This is a genomic window from Aerococcus sp. L_32, assembly GCF_050689315.1.
Genome location: NZ_JBOEQF010000038.1, coordinates 1 through 16,069 on the forward strand (window position 1 = coordinate 1; position 16,069 = coordinate 16,069).

17 protein-coding genes are annotated in these 16,069 nt (G+C 31.8%); 12 read left to right on the forward strand and 5 right to left on the reverse strand.

From position 1 onward, the window contains the following. Nucleotides 1–100: 100 nt before the first annotated feature. On the reverse strand, nt 101–871 hold the full coding sequence (locus ACRCJ0_RS04290) for a hypothetical protein (RefSeq protein ID WP_431389598.1): 771 nt from the start codon (nt 869–871) through the stop codon (nt 101–103). A 114-nt stretch (nt 872–985) separates the two neighbouring features. On the opposite strand from ACRCJ0_RS04290, the gene ACRCJ0_RS04295 reads away from it, so the two are divergent. Next, a complete protein-coding gene (locus ACRCJ0_RS04295; protein WP_431389599.1) occupies nt 986–1,132 on the forward strand; it encodes a hypothetical protein in 147 nt (48 codons plus the stop codon). Nucleotides 1,133–1,985: 853 nt separating this feature from the next. Here the strand turns inward: ACRCJ0_RS04295 and ACRCJ0_RS04300 are convergent. Both ACRCJ0_RS04300 and ACRCJ0_RS04305 read right to left on the reverse strand, forming a co-directional pair. Continuing rightward, nucleotides 1,986–2,951, reverse strand: coding sequence for a 1-phosphofructokinase family hexose kinase (locus ACRCJ0_RS04300; RefSeq protein ID WP_431389600.1), 966 nt, complete (start codon nt 2,949–2,951; stop codon nt 1,986–1,988). A gap of 2 nt (nt 2,952–2,953) precedes the next feature. Continuing rightward, on the reverse strand, nt 2,954–3,703 hold the full coding sequence (locus ACRCJ0_RS04305; RefSeq protein ID WP_431389601.1) for a DeoR/GlpR family DNA-binding transcription regulator: 750 nt from the start codon (nt 3,701–3,703) through the stop codon (nt 2,954–2,956). A 133-nt stretch (nt 3,704–3,836) separates the two neighbouring features. Between ACRCJ0_RS04305 and ACRCJ0_RS04310 the strand changes: the two genes are divergently transcribed. From ACRCJ0_RS04310 to ACRCJ0_RS04340, 7 genes are all read left to right on the forward strand, one after another. Beyond that, entirely contained in the window at nt 3,837–4,301 is a 465-nt protein-coding gene (locus ACRCJ0_RS04310) for a PTS sugar transporter subunit IIA (protein ID WP_431389602.1), read from the forward strand. A gap of 19 nt (nt 4,302–4,320) precedes the next feature. After that, on the forward strand, nt 4,321–4,629 hold the full coding sequence (locus tag ACRCJ0_RS04315) for a PTS sugar transporter subunit IIB (protein ID WP_431389603.1): 309 nt from the start codon (nt 4,321–4,323) through the stop codon (nt 4,627–4,629). A 35-nt stretch (nt 4,630–4,664) separates the two neighbouring features. Further along, nucleotides 4,665–6,032 carry a PTS galactitol transporter subunit IIC gene (locus tag ACRCJ0_RS04320; protein ID WP_431389604.1) on the forward strand — a complete coding sequence of 456 codons (1,368 nt, stop codon included), beginning with the start codon at nt 4,665–4,667 and terminating at the stop codon, nt 6,030–6,032. Beyond that, the gene (locus tag ACRCJ0_RS04325) at nt 6,025–6,264 is read left to right on the forward strand and encodes a hypothetical protein (protein ID WP_431389605.1); all 240 of its coding nucleotides are present in this window, start codon (nt 6,025–6,027) and stop codon (nt 6,262–6,264) included. The genes ACRCJ0_RS04320 and ACRCJ0_RS04325 overlap by 8 nt, the downstream gene beginning before the upstream one ends. Nucleotides 6,265–6,267: 3 nt before the next feature. Next, nucleotides 6,268–7,017: a class II aldolase/adducin family protein gene (locus ACRCJ0_RS04330; RefSeq protein WP_431389606.1), complete on the forward strand. Its 750-nt coding sequence runs from the start codon at nt 6,268–6,270 to the stop codon at nt 7,015–7,017. Nucleotides 7,018–7,084: 67 nt separating this feature from the next. Further along, a complete protein-coding gene (locus tag ACRCJ0_RS04335) occupies nt 7,085–7,885 on the forward strand; it encodes a Cof-type HAD-IIB family hydrolase (protein ID WP_431389607.1) in 801 nt (266 codons plus the stop codon). Then, the gene (locus ACRCJ0_RS04340) at nt 7,886–8,599 is read left to right on the forward strand and encodes an HAD family hydrolase (protein ID WP_431389608.1); all 714 of its coding nucleotides are present in this window, start codon (nt 7,886–7,888) and stop codon (nt 8,597–8,599) included. A 229-nt stretch (nt 8,600–8,828) separates the two neighbouring features. Here the strand turns inward: ACRCJ0_RS04340 and ACRCJ0_RS04345 are convergent, their stop codons facing one another. Then, nucleotides 8,829–9,392 (reverse strand): recombinase family protein, encoded by a 564-nt coding sequence (locus ACRCJ0_RS04345; protein WP_431389609.1) that lies wholly within the window; start codon nt 9,390–9,392, stop codon nt 8,829–8,831. Nucleotides 9,393–9,801: 409 nt separating this feature from the next. Here ACRCJ0_RS04345 and ACRCJ0_RS04350 point away from each other — a divergent pair, with 409 nt between their 5' ends. Beyond that, entirely contained in the window at nt 9,802–10,938 is a 1,137-nt protein-coding gene (locus tag ACRCJ0_RS04350; RefSeq protein ID WP_431389610.1) for a hypothetical protein, read from the forward strand. Nucleotides 10,939–11,976: 1,038 nt separating this feature from the next. Continuing rightward, nucleotides 11,977–13,329 (forward strand): DNA (cytosine-5-)-methyltransferase, encoded by a 1,353-nt coding sequence (gene dcm, locus ACRCJ0_RS04355; RefSeq protein WP_431389611.1) that lies wholly within the window; start codon nt 11,977–11,979, stop codon nt 13,327–13,329. Here dcm and ACRCJ0_RS04360 read toward each other — a convergent pair. Further along, nucleotides 13,326–14,081 carry a PmeII family type II restriction endonuclease gene (locus ACRCJ0_RS04360; RefSeq protein WP_111857742.1) on the reverse strand — a complete coding sequence of 252 codons (756 nt, stop codon included), beginning with the start codon at nt 14,079–14,081 and terminating at the stop codon, nt 13,326–13,328. The genes dcm and ACRCJ0_RS04360 overlap by 4 nt on opposite strands. Before the next feature lie 740 nt (nt 14,082–14,821). Here ACRCJ0_RS04360 and ACRCJ0_RS04365 point away from each other — a divergent pair. Beyond that, complete coding sequence (locus tag ACRCJ0_RS04365; RefSeq protein ID WP_431389612.1) at nt 14,822–15,637, forward strand: ParA family protein; 816 nt, start codon at nt 14,822–14,824, stop codon at nt 15,635–15,637. A gap of 10 nt (nt 15,638–15,647) precedes the next feature. After that, complete coding sequence (locus ACRCJ0_RS04370; protein ID WP_111857744.1) at nt 15,648–15,995, forward strand: hypothetical protein; 348 nt, start codon at nt 15,648–15,650, stop codon at nt 15,993–15,995. Nucleotides 15,996–16,069: the final 74 nt, after the last annotated feature.

Genomic DNA, 16,069 nt, shown 5'->3' on the forward strand with positions numbered 1-16,069 from the left:
TACTATCTTTTTCTATTATTCTACCTTATTTGATAGTAGATTTAAAACTTTGCAACAGAACCATATATGGAAATTGAAAAATAACACAGTAAACGTTCGATCATTTATTAATATAAAATTCCGGGGTGGAATTATAAATAGAATTTTTTAAGATAGAAATATTCTTCGTCTCAGAATTAAAAATAATTTTAAAGTTGAAATTCTGTATATATGTGTTGTGGAACATATCAGAAAAGTGAATTTCTATAAATATATCCTCAGTTTTAGATTGTTCATTTTGTTCAAGATAGAAATTAAATTTAATTTCATAATCACTTTGGGTATTAACTAGACTCGTTTTAGGGCGATTACTCGAAAAATCTAAATTTGTTACATTATTATATTTTATAGTGCTAATATAAAAATCAGTAGCAAATCCTTCACCAATATTTTTAAGAACTAAAGATACTTCATTTCTAAATTCACCATATTTATTCATGGAAAATGTAAAATGAGGGTCACGGAGTTCCTTAGGACTTTCTTCTATTAAAAAAAAGGGAATCTTTGAGTATCTCAAGTTTTCATTATGAGTTTCAATATTAATAGTTCTATCGTAATTAGCTAATTTATTGGTAATATATAATGTGAAAAATACACCGACTGCACCTATTATCGCCCCCAGATACCCCCCATAAAAAGATAACCAATCGGAAGAGCTAATATTATAATCCATTAACTTCTCAATATATATATAAGGAAGAAAGATAGTAACTATTAGTATTAATATAGGGAGAATAACAGTAAGAAACATTTTTTTTGTAATTAATAATGAAAGTTCCTTTTTATTTAACCCTTTAGGAATTCCAAAAATTTTATTGAAAAACTTCTTCAATTTCTCTACCTCTCCTTATAGATAGTTCTTATTACCCAACAATACCATGATAGCACTACTCTTTAATCTTACAAAAATATAGAATTTTTAAAAGATATAGAAGGCTTGCTGGTAGTGTATGAACAAATTTATTATCTTATTGGAGAAAATAGATATTTTGAAAGTTTAATTACAGAATTATTGGAGCATGACGACAGAAAGTTTATAGAGAACGAAAAAGAAGAATTAAAAAGTGTAGGAATACTAATAGAATTACCGTAATTAAAAGAATTTTATGGAATTTAGCAAAGAATATACTTTATATGTGATAAACATTCAACAAATAGATGGAGAAATCCATTTTGAATCCAGTATTACTTATCCTAATACAATTCCTATCTTATACTTCCTCTTTATTAGGTAGGAAATTGTGATTATATAAGCAAATCCGCAAAAGAAAAAGTTCCGATTTAAAGAAGATTTAGTTGGTATATTTACAACAGCAGATATTTCAGATGTTTTGAAATATCTAAAGGAAAATAAAAAAATATCACAACAAGACTGTTAATGGAAACAGTTAATGACGCCAAAGCAACTACTACTCTATGCCGATTACAAGCTTTCATTGATTGTAATAGTATATGGAAGATAGGGATAACGATACGGCGATGAAAAAAGATAATTGAAACTTAGTCTAATGAATATGCTTATTATTCATAGTAATTAGGCGCTGACAGAGCGATTTTGAACCATTTTAGAACAGATAACTGAATGACTCTATATATAAAGGAAAGCAGCGTGGATATAAATATCAGTGGAAGCTTTCCTTTTTTATTCTTATGCATTATTTTCGTATTCAAAAGCTCAAAAAAAAATAATTTTTAAAAAAAGGATGTAATTAAAATGACTATTTTATTTACAGATACAGCCCTAGAAAAAAGACACGTTCTAAAACATGAGCGTGTCTTTTTTATTGATTAAAATATATATATATTTTAGCAATTATAAGCAGACGTGGGCTTTGTATAACTAAATCACTAAAATTACATGTCAGACTCTGTAAATAAGCTTAAAATGTCACATTAAACCGATTTACACTATATATACATATGATACTAGGAGAATATGTTCATTTTTACATTTCTTTAGAAACAAGTGTTACCTCAATTTGGTCAAACAGGTTTTCGACATTATCTAGGGATAGCACACCAACACCTTCTTCTAAAGTATTTGCCATTCCACAGGCCATAGCGTACCTAATAATATCTTTGTCGTTATAATTTCGTGCAATTGCTGATGCAACACCTGCCACGGTGGAATCACCTGATCCAGTTGGATTAACAACCTTAATACTAGGGATGCTTACTTCATATATATTTCCTTTGAATTTAGCAACTGCGCCATTCCCACCTAAAGAAACAAGTATATTAGGGATTTTAGATTTAGTTTCTGTCAGTTTACTAATTAGCGATTCTTTCGAAATTTGTTCATCATTCATATTGAATAATTCTGCAAACTCTACTTCATTTGGTTTTATAAAATCAGGTGAATAAACAGAATTATTTACAATATTACTAAGAGATTTTTTGCTTTGATCCATAATAATAACTAGGTTTCTAGAAACTTTCTCCCGTAGTGCAGTAAGAAGACTGACGTAATAGAAATCATCGTCATTATTTATGGACCCATTCACTGTGACAATATTAATACGCTCTTCGGCATTAACTATATTAATAATCTCATCGATAATCTCGTTCGATTCTAATTTAGATATTTTGGGGCCGTTTTCAACAATTTCCGTCTGGATTCCACCATTATGCATAATCGTATAGGAATTTCTAGAATTTTTAGATATTTTTTTTGAAATTAAGGGCATATTTTCATTCTCTAGATATTTTCGAATGGCATTTCCATTTTCTCCACCAAGAATCGTATAAGCCAAAACATCCGCTTTTAAATACATTAATGCCCGTGTACAGTTGATACCTTTACCACCTGGCATTTTGACAGGCAAATTTGTTCTATTATTTGCACCTAAAACAAAATCATCAACGGAATAGATAAAATCCATGGAAGGATTTAAAGTAATCGTTAAAATCATTATCATTTCTCCTTTGTAGTTATGATTTTTACAAATTCAGAATATTTATTTAACACATCCTCTGAAATATTATTATCAGAAATAATGCCTGTTACCTCATCTAACGTAGCGAAGGTAAAAATATCTGATTTATTGAATTTAGAGTTATCCGCAACAACATACGTTTCTTTAGAAGAATTAATTATTTGATTTTGTATTCGACCAAGTGATGGATAAGAAGTAGTGATATTTCTGTCATGGATACCATTCGTAGAAATGAATGCAACATCTACATTATATAAATCAAATATCTCTTCAGCATGCGTACCAACAAATTCACCAGTAAGACTAAAATATTCTCCACCAGTAAGAACAATGTTACTGTAACCATTTTCCACTAAATAATTAAAAGACAATAAACTGTTCGTTAATATACATTTATAGTTCTGGGTAATAGAAGGTAGGGCATAATAAAGCGTTGTACCGGCACCAATAAAAACAACATCCCCAGGACTTATAATAGAATTAATAATGCCGCCTAGATACATTTTTTCTTTAATATTTTTTGGCATCTTCTGATCTGTAGAAAGAACATCTTGAATTTTTTTGGCACCACCATGTTCTTTTACCAATATTTTTTTTTCATCTAATTCTTTCAAATCTCGTCTAACAGTCATTTCCGATACACTAAGTAGTTTTGCCAATTCCTGTACGGATAGATAGCCAGCATCTTCTACTAAAGAAGTAATTTTTTTGTGACGATTAAGCTTCATATATATTCTCCTTTGAGTTATGTTCGTTTTCTAACATCATTCTATCACATAAAGAACATTAAACAAACATTTATTGTTGACTTTCGAACATTAAGTTGTATAATAAAGTAAAATAAATTTTGGAGGTGTTGAAGTGTTATATAGTAATTTGTTACAGGAAGATTTAATCAATTTGAATTTGAAAGCGGATTCAAAAAAAGAATTATTTGTAGAAATTGCAAAAGACTTATATGTGAAAGGATACGTGAATAAAGGATATTTAGATGCACTTACAGAAAGAGAAGAAAATTTCCCTACAGGGTTGGAAACAAAATTTTTAAGTATAGCGTTACCGCACGCTGATCCAGAATTTATTGAAAAGCCCTTCGTATATATTGTAAAGAATAATGAAAAACTAGATTTTTTACAAATGGGCGACAACAAAGATTTATCAGTGGATTCATTTTTATTTTTAGGCATTAATGAACCCGATAAGCAAGTAGGTTTGTTAGCAAAACTTATGGAATTATTTATGGATGAAAGTTTTGTAAGCGAATTCATTTCTATAAGTTCTAGTAGTAATATGTATTCATTATTAAAAGATAAATTTGAAAATTAATTATTAGGAGGAATTTAAAATGGCAAACAAAAAAAGATTAATCGTAGCATGTGGTAGTGGGGTAGCGACGAGTACAACAATTGCAGAAAAGATCAAAAGTAAATTTGAAGAAGATAATGTAAATTATCCAGTTGAAGCTGTTGATTATAAATCAATTTCAAATGAGTTACCAAGTTCTTCTATTTATGTATTTATCGCTAAACCTGATCAAGAAGTTCTTGACCAAGCGGAATCATTAGGTGTAAAGGTTTTTCCCGGTATCCCATTCTTAACAGGTGTTGGTGTAGAGGATATTTACAATCAAATTATTGAAGCAACTCATGAATAATAAATATTATCAATAAAAATAGGAGTGAATAAAATATGGAAATATTTCAAAATATTATTCAATGGGTCTTAGATTTAGGTTCAGCTGTTTTTGTCCCTATAATTATTTTTATCCTAGGGCTAATTGCTAGAATGCCTGTGAAGAAAGCTTTCACTTCAGCGCTTACATTAGGGGTAGCATTTACGGGTATGAACTTAATTATTGGGTTTATGTCTGAGGCTGTTGCCCCTGCATCAGAAGCAATGGCATTAAATACTGGTATTTCCTTACCAGCAATTGATTTAGGCTGGACGGGAGCTGCTTCAATCACCTGGTCATGGGTATATGCTTTTATATTCTTTGCAATTCAAATAGGTGTAAATATACTTTTACTTCTACTAAATTGGACTAAAACGCTAAATGTTGATATGTGGAATGTATGGGGTAAAGCCTTAACTGCATATTTGGTCTACTTCGTGAGTGGGAAACTTTGGGCAGGTTTTTTAGTCGCAATTGTTCAAATCGTACTAGAACTTAAACTGGGAGATATGTTCCAAAGACATATTGAAGATTTGACGGGTATCCCTTTAGTTACTGTTACACACCCAATGAACTTATCTACAGTATTAATGTTACCAGTTAATAAATTAATGGATTACATCCCATTCTTAAATAAAAAATCAGATACTGATGCTTTACGTAAGAAAATTGGTATCTTCTCTGAAAACTCGGTCATGGGATTCATAATTGGACTTTTACTCGGTTTTGCAGGTGCATACACAGTTTCTGGTTCACTGAACTTAGCTATTCAAGTGGCAACTGCTATGGCATTGTTCCCAACTGTTAGTAAATTGTTCATGCAATCACTTTCGCCACTGGCAGATGCTATGTCAGAATTTATGAAATCTAAATTTAAAGATCGTGAAGTATATATTGGTATGGATTGGCCTATTCTTGCAGGTAGATCTGAAGTTTGGGTAACGCTTATTTTAATTGTTCCAATTTTTATCGGTTTCTCTTTATTCCTACCAGGTAATACAGTTCTACCCATCGCTGGTGTATTAAATTACTCTATTGCAGTAGGTGGTCTATTACTAACAGGTGGTAACCTTTATAGAATGCTTATTTTAGGTGTTATTTTCTCTCCACTATACCTGTATAGTGCGACTTATTTAGCCCCAATTCTAACAGATTTAGCTACAACAACAGGTTCAGTTAACGTTCCCGAAGGCAGATTAATCACATGGTCTTCTATGGAATTACCTGAATTAAGGATATTAGGTGCTGAAGCGTTCAACGGTCAATGGTGGGCAGTTATTGGATTGGTACTTTTCCTTGCGTTATTTGTTTGGTTAGGTAAGGAAATGAATAAATCGAAGTTACCGTCTAAAAGATATGAAACGGAAGTTGCAAATAATGACTAAGATAAAATGGTATTTGATTCTTTTTATAGCACTAGCTTGCTTTTTAATCGGACTAAATACAGGTGAATTAGCCTTTAATATTATAGCTATTATATTAGGGTTTATCGTCTATAGATACGGAAGTGGTTCTATCTTAACTGATTATCACAGTAGAAAAGAAGCACAAAATATAAAACATAAACAATTCCAAAAAGCTTTAGCAAATGGTAAACCATCAAAGAAAGGTAGATAAACAATGGCAAAAGGTAGAATTTTATTTCAAGAACAAAGAGAAGCTTTAGCAAAAGCAGTATATTTAACTTTCCATAGAAAAAATACAAATGCTGCAGGTGGTAATTTTTCTTTTAAACATACGGATACAGACGGAAAAGAATACATCATTATGACGCCAAGTATGATGTCTGAAACGTTTTATGGTGATATTTCACCAGCGCAAGTACTAGTAGTAGATCCCGATACAGAAGAAGTTGTTGCAGGAGAGGGTAGTTTAACGAGAGAAATCAACATGCATATGGCTTGTTATCATACCAATTCAGAAATTAGATCTGTATTCCATGCACATGCACCAAATTCAATGTTTTGGGCAACTAGTCATTTAGATATGCCAAACCTGACTGAATCAACTCAAAAGGTAAAACATATTAAAGTATTAGAATTTGAACCAAATACAACCCCTGAACTAGCACATATTGTAAAAACAGAATTAGAAAAAGGGATCGAACTTCCTAAAGAATACTTACTTGATAGTCACGGTGTCTTAATCTTAACACCAGGAAATGACGGAATTGAAGCTTTAAATAAAGCGCTACAAATTTTAGATATTGTTGAATGGAATGCAGAAATTGCATACAAACAAACTGTTTTCCAAAAATTAGGGGTTCTAGACGGTTATTATTCTAAAGGATATAAAATCGGTACAGTAGATGACTTGATTAATGGAAAACCTATTTGGAATCAAGGTAATCCCGATGACGGTTTAGAATAAAATAATACTATAGTCGAACAAAGGGGCAGTGACATAACAGTCATAGCCCTTTTTAAAAGGAGAAAATATGAAACTAATTGCTATTGATATGGATGACACACTTCTAAATAGTCAAAATATAGTTACACCGGCCCAAAATGACTTTCTTATCCATCTTATTTGTGAAAAGGGTATTAAAATTGTTATTTCGACAGGACGTTTAGTTGACGGGATCAAAAACCTGCTATCCCCAGAATTGTACGAGTTAGTTTACGTCATCGCACTAAATGGCTCACTAATTTTGAATAATGATAAAACCATTGTTAAGAGTGATCAGATAACGAATAAACTATTTAAGGAATTGTTAACCCAATTTGAAGATTACAAATTGGATATGTCAATTTTAGATGAGTTTAACTATTATCGATTTTCGCCACAGAATAATGAATTTATGGATCACGAGGAAAAATTAAACAAAACAACCATCAGATATTTAGATATTGAGGAGTCTAAAAATACCAATATTCTCAAATCCTTGATTTTCTATCATCCTAGTGAACGAAAAAAGATTGAAAACAAAGTTTTGGAGTCTACCATACCAGGACTAAGAACAATATTTACTCAACCTTATTTAGTTGAATTTTTACCTATTGATACGAACAAAGGTACTGCGCTTGAATATTTAGCCAATTATTTAGATATAGATATGAAAGATACGATTGCAATAGGTGACGGCACAAATGATATTGAATTAATGGGAAGGGCAGGGCATGCAATTGCAATGGGAAATGCAATTGAAGAAGTTAAAAATATATCTGATTTTGTGACACTATCGAACAATAAAGACGGTGTTAAAGTGGGAATAGAACGATTATTAAAGGGTGATTGAATGAAAATTAAAGCTATAGGATTTGATTTAGATGATACTTTATATGATCGATTTGATATATATAGAAATGTTTTTAATTTAATGGAGGAAAGGTATTGTGCTTTAAATATCACGTTCGATGACTTTAACATGGAATTACAAAGATTTTCGTTAGAAGAATATTCTTTGTTTTCAACAGGGTATAAAGATAAACAAACGTATAAAATTGATAGGGTAAAAAGGACTTATAGTTATTTTGGAAAATCAATATCTAATAACTTAGCTAAACTTTTTGACGTTCTATATCGATTTTTTCGGACTAAAATAATGACTAGAGAGAAAGTAAATGAAGTGTTATTTAGGCTAAAAAATGAAACAAATTTAAAAATATTCATTTTAACAAACGGCCCAACAGCAGATCAGAAAGATAAAATTGAAGCACTTCAAATAGGTCAATATTTTCCAAAGAACAAGGTATTTATATCCGAATCTGTAGGCTGGTCTAAACCATCTCGTCAAATTTTTAAATATGTTGAAGATAAATTAAGTATCAGCAATGAGGAAATTTTGTATATTGGTGATCACTATCATAATGATATCCAAGCGGGTAAAAATTGTGATTGGCATACTGTTTTCTTCGATTTTGAAAATGATAACCAAACGTTAGCTGCAGACTATGTCGTTCACGATTTTTACGAATTTGAAAAACTGCTAGAAAAATTAAATATCCTGTAAAAATTACAAAACAATATAATAGGACACGTTCAAGAACATGAGCGTGTTTTTTTAATTACATAGCGAATAGGTTTATATTTTGAACGAATTTAAGTCGATTTGAGAAACGTTACAATCCATATCTTGTAAATACATGCCAGATACATTTACACTGCCTAGAACGTCATCTTAGGCGTATTTTGGCTGGATGATTTTCTATTGCAGCAGTGCTCCCTACATGTTGTAATTATTATTTTTTCTTACTCTTTATATATCGATAGAGAGTAGATTTACTGATACCAGTCATTTCTGTAATCTCTTTGCCACTATACGCTTTGCTCTCATACAGTTTCACGGCTCGTTCAATATCACGTTTGTTCACGCGTGGTCTTCCGCCTATCCGACCTCGGGCACGGGCACTCTGGAGCCCCTCTTTCGTGCGCTCCACAATCAAATCACGCTCGAACTGGCTGAAGGCCTGGAAGACGGTCATCATGAGCCTCCCCTGCGGGGTGGTTGTATCGAAGTTCTCCTTCAGGCTGACCAGCGTCACGTCCTGCTCCTCGAAGTAGGTGACCAGGTCAATCAGATCCTTGGTACTTCGTCCCAAGCGGGAAAAGCTCTCCACCACTACCGTGTCCCCAGGTCGCAATTTATCCTTTAGACGGTTCAACTCAGGACGATTGCTCTTAGTCCCTGTCATTTTCTCCGTCAAGATTTCGTTGCAATTTTGTTCCGCTAGCAAGTCTAGCTGCCGGTTCAGATCCTGGTGTTGCGTGCTGACGCGCGCGTATCCGTAGATATATCCACTCACAGTTCTAACCCCCTTTGTTACCCTCATTGTATCACAAAGGGTGGTTAAAGATACATAGATATTGATACAACTTTTGAGACTAAAAAAGAGCGCTTTTAGAGAAGAAAGAGTCGCTTCTCAAAACAGTCTCATAATCGATCATTTATAAGACAGGAAAAAAGGACCGCTTTTTCATATCAAAGGCGGTCCTTTTTTGACTCAAAACTATTCTCTTTAGATAGTCGATTATGGGTGTACCTAATACAGGCACCAAAAATAGTTAATTTTGTAATCTTGTTCACGTAGATTTAGAGTGTCAAATAACTATATAAAAATGAGATACGCCGTATACATATAGACACCATTGACCAGAATCTGTATCAATTTAGCTAACCTCTTAGTACTATTGAAATAAAAAAAAGAGTACTGTATGGTAATGAAGATAATTTTGTACACTTATAAAAAAGAACGGAGGAGTTCTATTATTAAAAAGAAAGTTTTCCTTAAAGCTGGTTCGTTATCCTTAATCAAGAACGATGTAGAAACGCTAAAGTACTTAGGCCTTCATATGAAGTCACCTGCAAGTTTAATGTTACTTCCTTATATTTGTTTATGTTGCAACGAAGCCCTAAATTTTTTGGAGTATAACCTCGATGATAATCAATTACCTCAGTCGTCAATTAGTTATAAAAAAATTAGAAATAAACTCAAACTTTTCAGTAACAGTTATGGGAAATCCATTAAGCAAATTAAGCTAGCGGATTCTCAACAGGATAAGGAGTTTAAAGAAAGATTGAGGTTTAAATGGCTGCAACCTTGGAATTTACATTATAACCTTGGTGTATATTGTAATAATGAAGGTCATATTGTAGGTAATACACAGTTTGTAAGTTTCTTGCTTCAAAATCCCTCGTTTTCCCTAAGAGAAGAGAATAGTCAGGATATTTTTGAATTCTCTGTCTTTCTAGGTTCAGTCCTTCAGAGGATTTCTCAAGACTTAGTTTTGTTTGAATCAGATATTCTTATTAGCGAAAATGAAATATCTATGGATTGGCTTTACCAGGATTACAATACTAATAAAAATTTTAATCGCTTCCCTTATATAGAAGATGGGAAGGAAGTCACGCTTTTTTTATTACATACTTTATCGACAGTAAATTTTGTGGGATATGAACTTCCTAGATATTTAGATCAGAAAAACCCTTGGCTTCTTCGAATCCAGTATATTACCGCTTATTATGTAAATGAAAGCTTGAAGCGATTAGATAAAATAGAAATCCCTAACAGCTCTTCATTGATGAAGGAAGTAGAGAACAGGTCCATATTTAATAGTAGTTTCCGGAGTTGTATGTTTCACTACGGATTTTATAATAAAGAAGTGTGTGCGGTTAAGGATGAATACCTAGTAGGAAAACCGTTTTTCGGTTTAATAGAAAGTTGCTTTGAAGGTGAATCCGCTGAAATTTATCAGGAATTACTAGAACAGAAAATCTTTAGACTATCAAAGGTAATTGAAAAAACACTAGCCCTGTCTGTTCACACATTTCGTCCCCTCTCTTCTGAATAGTAAAATGAGGCGTGTATGAATTGAGAAATAATTGAGAAGATTCATTCGATGTCTTTGTGCAGTTTCATAACTTAACTAGTATTAGTAAAAGTACTCTTTTGCGCCATAGGAAAAAAGGTTCAAATTAATCACTTTAATTTGAACCCTTTTAATAATAAAGATAATACCTTCCAGAAAATGAGTGAGAGAATTGAGCGCATAATTGCACACTTCCGCCAAACACGTTTGGTCACTTGATATACATCTACATATGTTGATAGCTTTGTTGCATTCTAAATCCTCTTAAAATTCCCCCTAAGAGCAATGAAAAATAGGTGGGACACTAGCCTTTTACATAAAAGATTATGTGATTCTTCAATAGTGCGTACCTTATATAATATACAAAAAAGGTATTTATATTACCTAAATAAAATATGTCAATTTTCTTTAACTAAATGAATAGTTCTTTTTACATTTTAGGAATTTGGAACTGTCTCGCCTAGTAAAAACTCAAATATCGCTTTAATTCATGATATACTGAATTAACAAAGTTAATTAGGAACGGACATACACACTTGCTTTAATAACACAAAGTTAAGAAAAGGAGTGAGATTTTATGACCACTTTTAAAAGGTTAGAAAATAATTTGTCCCACTTGAACAAGGAATATCCCATTTGATAACTTGGGACCAACTTAACGTTTTGTTTCAGTTCGGTATGTTAATATTAGCTATCGTTTCTGTTCAAAATAACAATAATAAATAAAAACCGCCATATCCAAAAAAAGTAGGGCGGTTTCGTTAATGTATAGTCCGTATCTGATACGAATTAACTTTGTTTGAGGAATTGTTGGCGCAATTCCTCTTTTTTAATTACATCTAGTATATAAACTTAATTACATCTAGTATATAAACTTAATTACATCTAGTATACAAAAAAATATGCAATGTGACTAGCAATTAATATACTTTCTTATTGACGAGGGAAAAAAACTCTTTTATAATTTGGGTTATTAATAATAATATTAATAACCCAAAAAAATAAAAGTGGGAGATCTATATGAGAATAAATAAATCAGTAGTATTGAATAAGATGAATGAGTGTAATATTAAAACACAAGCGGAACTAGCCGAAAGACTAAATATTAACAAAACTCAACTCTCTTCTATGTTAAATGGTGATTTTAATCCTATAAAAACTAATGTATTTCATATGATGAAAGAACTAGATTTATCATTTGAAGAAATTACATCTGAAAAAGATGTAATTTCTTCAAATGAAACACATATCAAACAATTATCTTTATTTGATAATGATCCTGAATTATTAAATAGATTTGATTATCAATTAAATGAATATGTGGATATTTCTAAAGTAGTTAATAACAAAAAATATTCGTCACTTGAAGCTTTTGCCGGCGCTGGGGGGCTTGCCCTTGGTCTAGAAATGGCTGGTTTTGATAATAAAGGTGCTATAGAAATAGATAGAGATGCTGTTAAGACATTGAATCATAACAGACCTGACTGGAATGTTTATGATGGTGATATTAATGATTTAGTAAATCAAAAAAATAAACCAGAAAATCACTTTTTTGAAAATATTAAGGATATTGATGTATTTACAGGGGGATTCCCATGTCAATCATTCAGTTATGCTGGCAAAAGACAAGGTTTCGCAGATACACGAGGGACTTTATTTTATCCATATTCACAACTCATTGATAAAATAAAGCCAAAAATGTTTATTGCTGAAAATGTAAAAGGTTTGGTAAACCATGATAACGGTGCAACCTTAACAACAATGATAAAAATATTTAAATCTATTGGTTATCACGTATATTGGAATGTTCTAAATTCCTGGGACTATGGTGTTGCACAAAAAAGACAACGAATCTTTATAGTTGGTATCAGAGAAGATTTAATTAAAAAAGAAAAATTTAGTTTTAAATTACCAAAAGCTTTTGAATATAAACCTGTTTTAAAAGATGCCTTAAAAAATGTACCAAAATCTGATGGGATGGCATATTCTGAAAAAAAATATAAGGTGTTAGATTTAGTTCCTGCGGGCGGTTGTTGGGTAGATTTACCAGAAAATATAGCAAAAGAATATTTAGGTGCTTCGTGGAACTCTGGTGGAGGTAAGAGAGGGATGGCTCGCCGTATATCATGGGATGAACCTTCCCTAACTCTTACTACTTCGCCGAATCAAAAACAAACAGAAAGATGTCATCCAGATGAAACAAGACCATTTACAGTTCGTGAATATGCGCGTATACAATCCTTTCCAGATAACTGGGAATTTAAAGGTAACGTAGGTAGCCAATATAAACAAATTGGAAACGCAGTACCAGTAAATTTAGCAAAAGCAGTTGGTTTAGCAGCAATTAAGTACCTTAACCAATTTAATAATTAAAATCCTTCTTCTTCTCCAATTTGATTTGCTAAATTTTGAATGATACTTTCCATAACTTCACGTCCATCAAATTCATCGCCAACTTCACTAACTGCATCAGAAATAATATCATAAAAATTTTCTACTCCTGTTAGTCTATGCCAAAATTCTTGAGCTGCAAAAACAGGATAATCTTCATTAATTGCTTTGTAATGTCCACTTAATTGATCTTCAGAACCATAAAAAAGACCAACAACACAATTAACCGGAGAAATAGCAATACCATTAGTTCTACCTAAATTAATTAATCCTTTAAAATGATCTTTAATAGTTTTAACATCATCTTTATTAATCGTTTCTGGACCGGCTTTTATTTGACAATATTTTTTCATGCCATCAATCCGATCAACAAATTCAATATCGATTCCACTAGATAATGAACCTTGACTACCTAGTACTTCATTAACAAAATATTGCATTTGTGTACCGAAAGTTGTATTAATAGATGTACCTAAAACTCGAGGATAAACAAGAACTCGAGCCAAACTCTCATTATCCATACTACCTGTAAAAAAATTCGCAAGGTATTTCATCAAAAAAGGATTTATTTTAAACTTATCAATATCATTTAATTTTTCAGTGTTTCTTAAATGGTTTGCAGCTATTCTATCTCTAAAAAAAACTTTAGTTCTCTCAATAATCTCATCAGTTGTAATTAATTGATTATTTACAATAACACCATCAGGTTGTTTATTTAATTCTTCTGTAGACATGTTTTCCTCCTAATAAAACTATTTAACGAAGTAAGTACTATACTTACTTCGTTTTTTATACATTTTACCAGAAAAAAACTAAATGATACCTTCCAGAAACTGAGAAAGGGAGCTGAGCACATAGTTGTATCCCTACCCGAGCATAAAAAAATAAAATATGCTCAAATTAGGATACAACAAATATACTTCCGTCAACCTCGTTGGTCGCTTGATATACATCTGCACACGTTGGTAGCTTTGCTACACTCTAAACCCTCTTAAAATTGTCCCTAAGAGCATTGTTTAAAGTTACCGAGCTTTCGACTCACAATTACCTCCCCACCTGTTCTAATTGGCCGTGGTCACCATTCAGGGTGCTATGTGTGCAGTAATAGCATAAATCCCCTATCCCAGTTTCTTCGAAGTCGCCTAGGCGTCACGTGTCCCCTTATTCCGATTCTTAATCGACGCAGCTTGTCCCCTACGCTTTTACAATCTTTATCTTTGATGATGTAGATTGATTGTTTATTCAAATGTTTTACAAAAAAAGCATAACCTCACAAAAAAGCAAAGTAAATAGAGTTTTATAACGTGTAGATTGTAGATTGTAGATTGTAGATTGTAGATTGTAGATTGTAGATTGTAGATTGAATTCACCCTTGATAAATAAGGCTTTTTTTTGTAATATAAGTGTAGATTGTAGATTGTAGATTGTAGATTGTAGATTGTAGATAATCTACCGTTTTTATTGGAGGAAAATTATGACAACGATTATTACATTTGGTAATGCTAAAGGTGGGGTAGGTAAGACTACTAATTCATCAATGATTGCATATTGTTTAGCTAGAAAAGGTTATAGAACATTAGTAGCTGATATAGACCCTCAAGCCAATGCCACATCCCTATTGTTAAAAACAGCTCAAAGAATTAACAAAAAGGTAGTTAAGTTCGATAAAACATTGATGTCTGCAATTAGTGATAATGATTTAAAATCTATAATCACTCCTATAGTAGAAAATTTAGATTTATTACCATCTTTTGCAGATTTTGTTTCATTTCCGATTTTTTTAGAAGAAGAATATAAATCTAGAACAGATAGAACAAAACATCTTTCAAAGACTTTACGTCCTATAAAAGATGATTATGACTTTATTATTATTGATACACCGCCTACAATTTCCTTATATACAGATAATGCTTTAATGGCTAGTGATCAGGTAGTAATTGTAATGCAAACTCAAGAACGGAGTTTAGATGGAGCTCTAGGTTATGTAATTTATTTAAATCAGCTAATCGAAAATTATGATGCTGATTACGATGTATTAGGTATTTTACCTGTTTTATTAAAAAACACATCTAAAGTAGATCAAAATATATTAAATAGAGCTACCGAGGAATTCGGAGAAAATAATATGTTTGAAAATGTTATTAAAAATATGGAGCGTTTAAAAAGATATGATGTAATGGGCATTGGTGACCCTAATTTAACCACGGATCATGATAGACACGATAAAGATGTATTTAAAATATATGAAAATATAACAAACGAATTGCTAGAACGTTTAGAAAGCAAATAGGGGGGATATTGTGGCTGAAAACAGAAATTTGTTGAGTTCAAAAAAAGATAAAAATAAGGATTTGTTAAGTTCAAAGCGTATAGAAACTCCACATCCAACAGCTCCTTATCAAGCTAAAAATTCCAAAAATAATGCTAATAATAAAACAACTACTGCACGAATTAGTTACAATGTATTGAATCGAGCCAATGCCTTGATTACAATGGGACATTTTAGCAGTTTTAGTGATTTAGTTGATAGGTTGTTAACTGATTATGAAGATGATTACTTAAATGACGATGAAAAACGTGAACAAGAAGTAATGATTCAAACCTACGAATTGCAACAGAAGTATTCTACTAAGAAAAAAAATAAATAATTAAAAGCGCCGTTTTTTTAAATACGGCGCTTTTAATTATTTAAAACGAAGATATATTGAAGGTTTAGTATTCG

Excerpts from the sequence above, each read along its gene's own strand:
- dcm (WP_431389611.1), top strand. The coding sequence starts at position 11,977 with ATGAGAATAAATAAATCAGTAGTATTGAATAAGATGAATGAGTGTAAT.
- ACRCJ0_RS04320 (WP_431389604.1), top strand. The coding sequence starts at position 4,665 with ATGGAAATATTTCAAAATATTATTCAATGGGTCTTAGATTTAGGTTCA.
- ACRCJ0_RS04360 (WP_111857742.1), bottom strand. The coding sequence starts at position 14,081 with ATGTCTACAGAAGAATTAAATAAACAACCTGATGGTGTTATTGTAAAT.
- ACRCJ0_RS04335 (WP_431389607.1), top strand. The coding sequence starts at position 7,085 with ATGAAACTAATTGCTATTGATATGGATGACACACTTCTAAATAGTCAA.
- ACRCJ0_RS04365 (WP_431389612.1), top strand. The coding sequence starts at position 14,822 with ATGACAACGATTATTACATTTGGTAATGCTAAAGGTGGGGTAGGTAAG.
- ACRCJ0_RS04325 (WP_431389605.1), top strand. The coding sequence starts at position 6,025 with ATGACTAAGATAAAATGGTATTTGATTCTTTTTATAGCACTAGCTTGC.
- ACRCJ0_RS04305 (WP_431389601.1), bottom strand. The coding sequence starts at position 3,703 with ATGAAGCTTAATCGTCACAAAAAAATTACTTCTTTAGTAGAAGATGCT.
- ACRCJ0_RS04300 (WP_431389600.1), bottom strand. The coding sequence starts at position 2,951 with ATGATTTTAACGATTACTTTAAATCCTTCCATGGATTTTATCTATTCC.
- ACRCJ0_RS04350 (WP_431389610.1), top strand. The coding sequence starts at position 9,802 with ATGGTAATGAAGATAATTTTGTACACTTATAAAAAAGAACGGAGGAGT.
- ACRCJ0_RS04340 (WP_431389608.1), top strand. The coding sequence starts at position 7,886 with ATGAAAATTAAAGCTATAGGATTTGATTTAGATGATACTTTATATGAT.
- ACRCJ0_RS04330 (WP_431389606.1), top strand. The coding sequence starts at position 6,268 with ATGGCAAAAGGTAGAATTTTATTTCAAGAACAAAGAGAAGCTTTAGCA.
- ACRCJ0_RS04315 (WP_431389603.1), top strand. The coding sequence starts at position 4,321 with ATGGCAAACAAAAAAAGATTAATCGTAGCATGTGGTAGTGGGGTAGCG.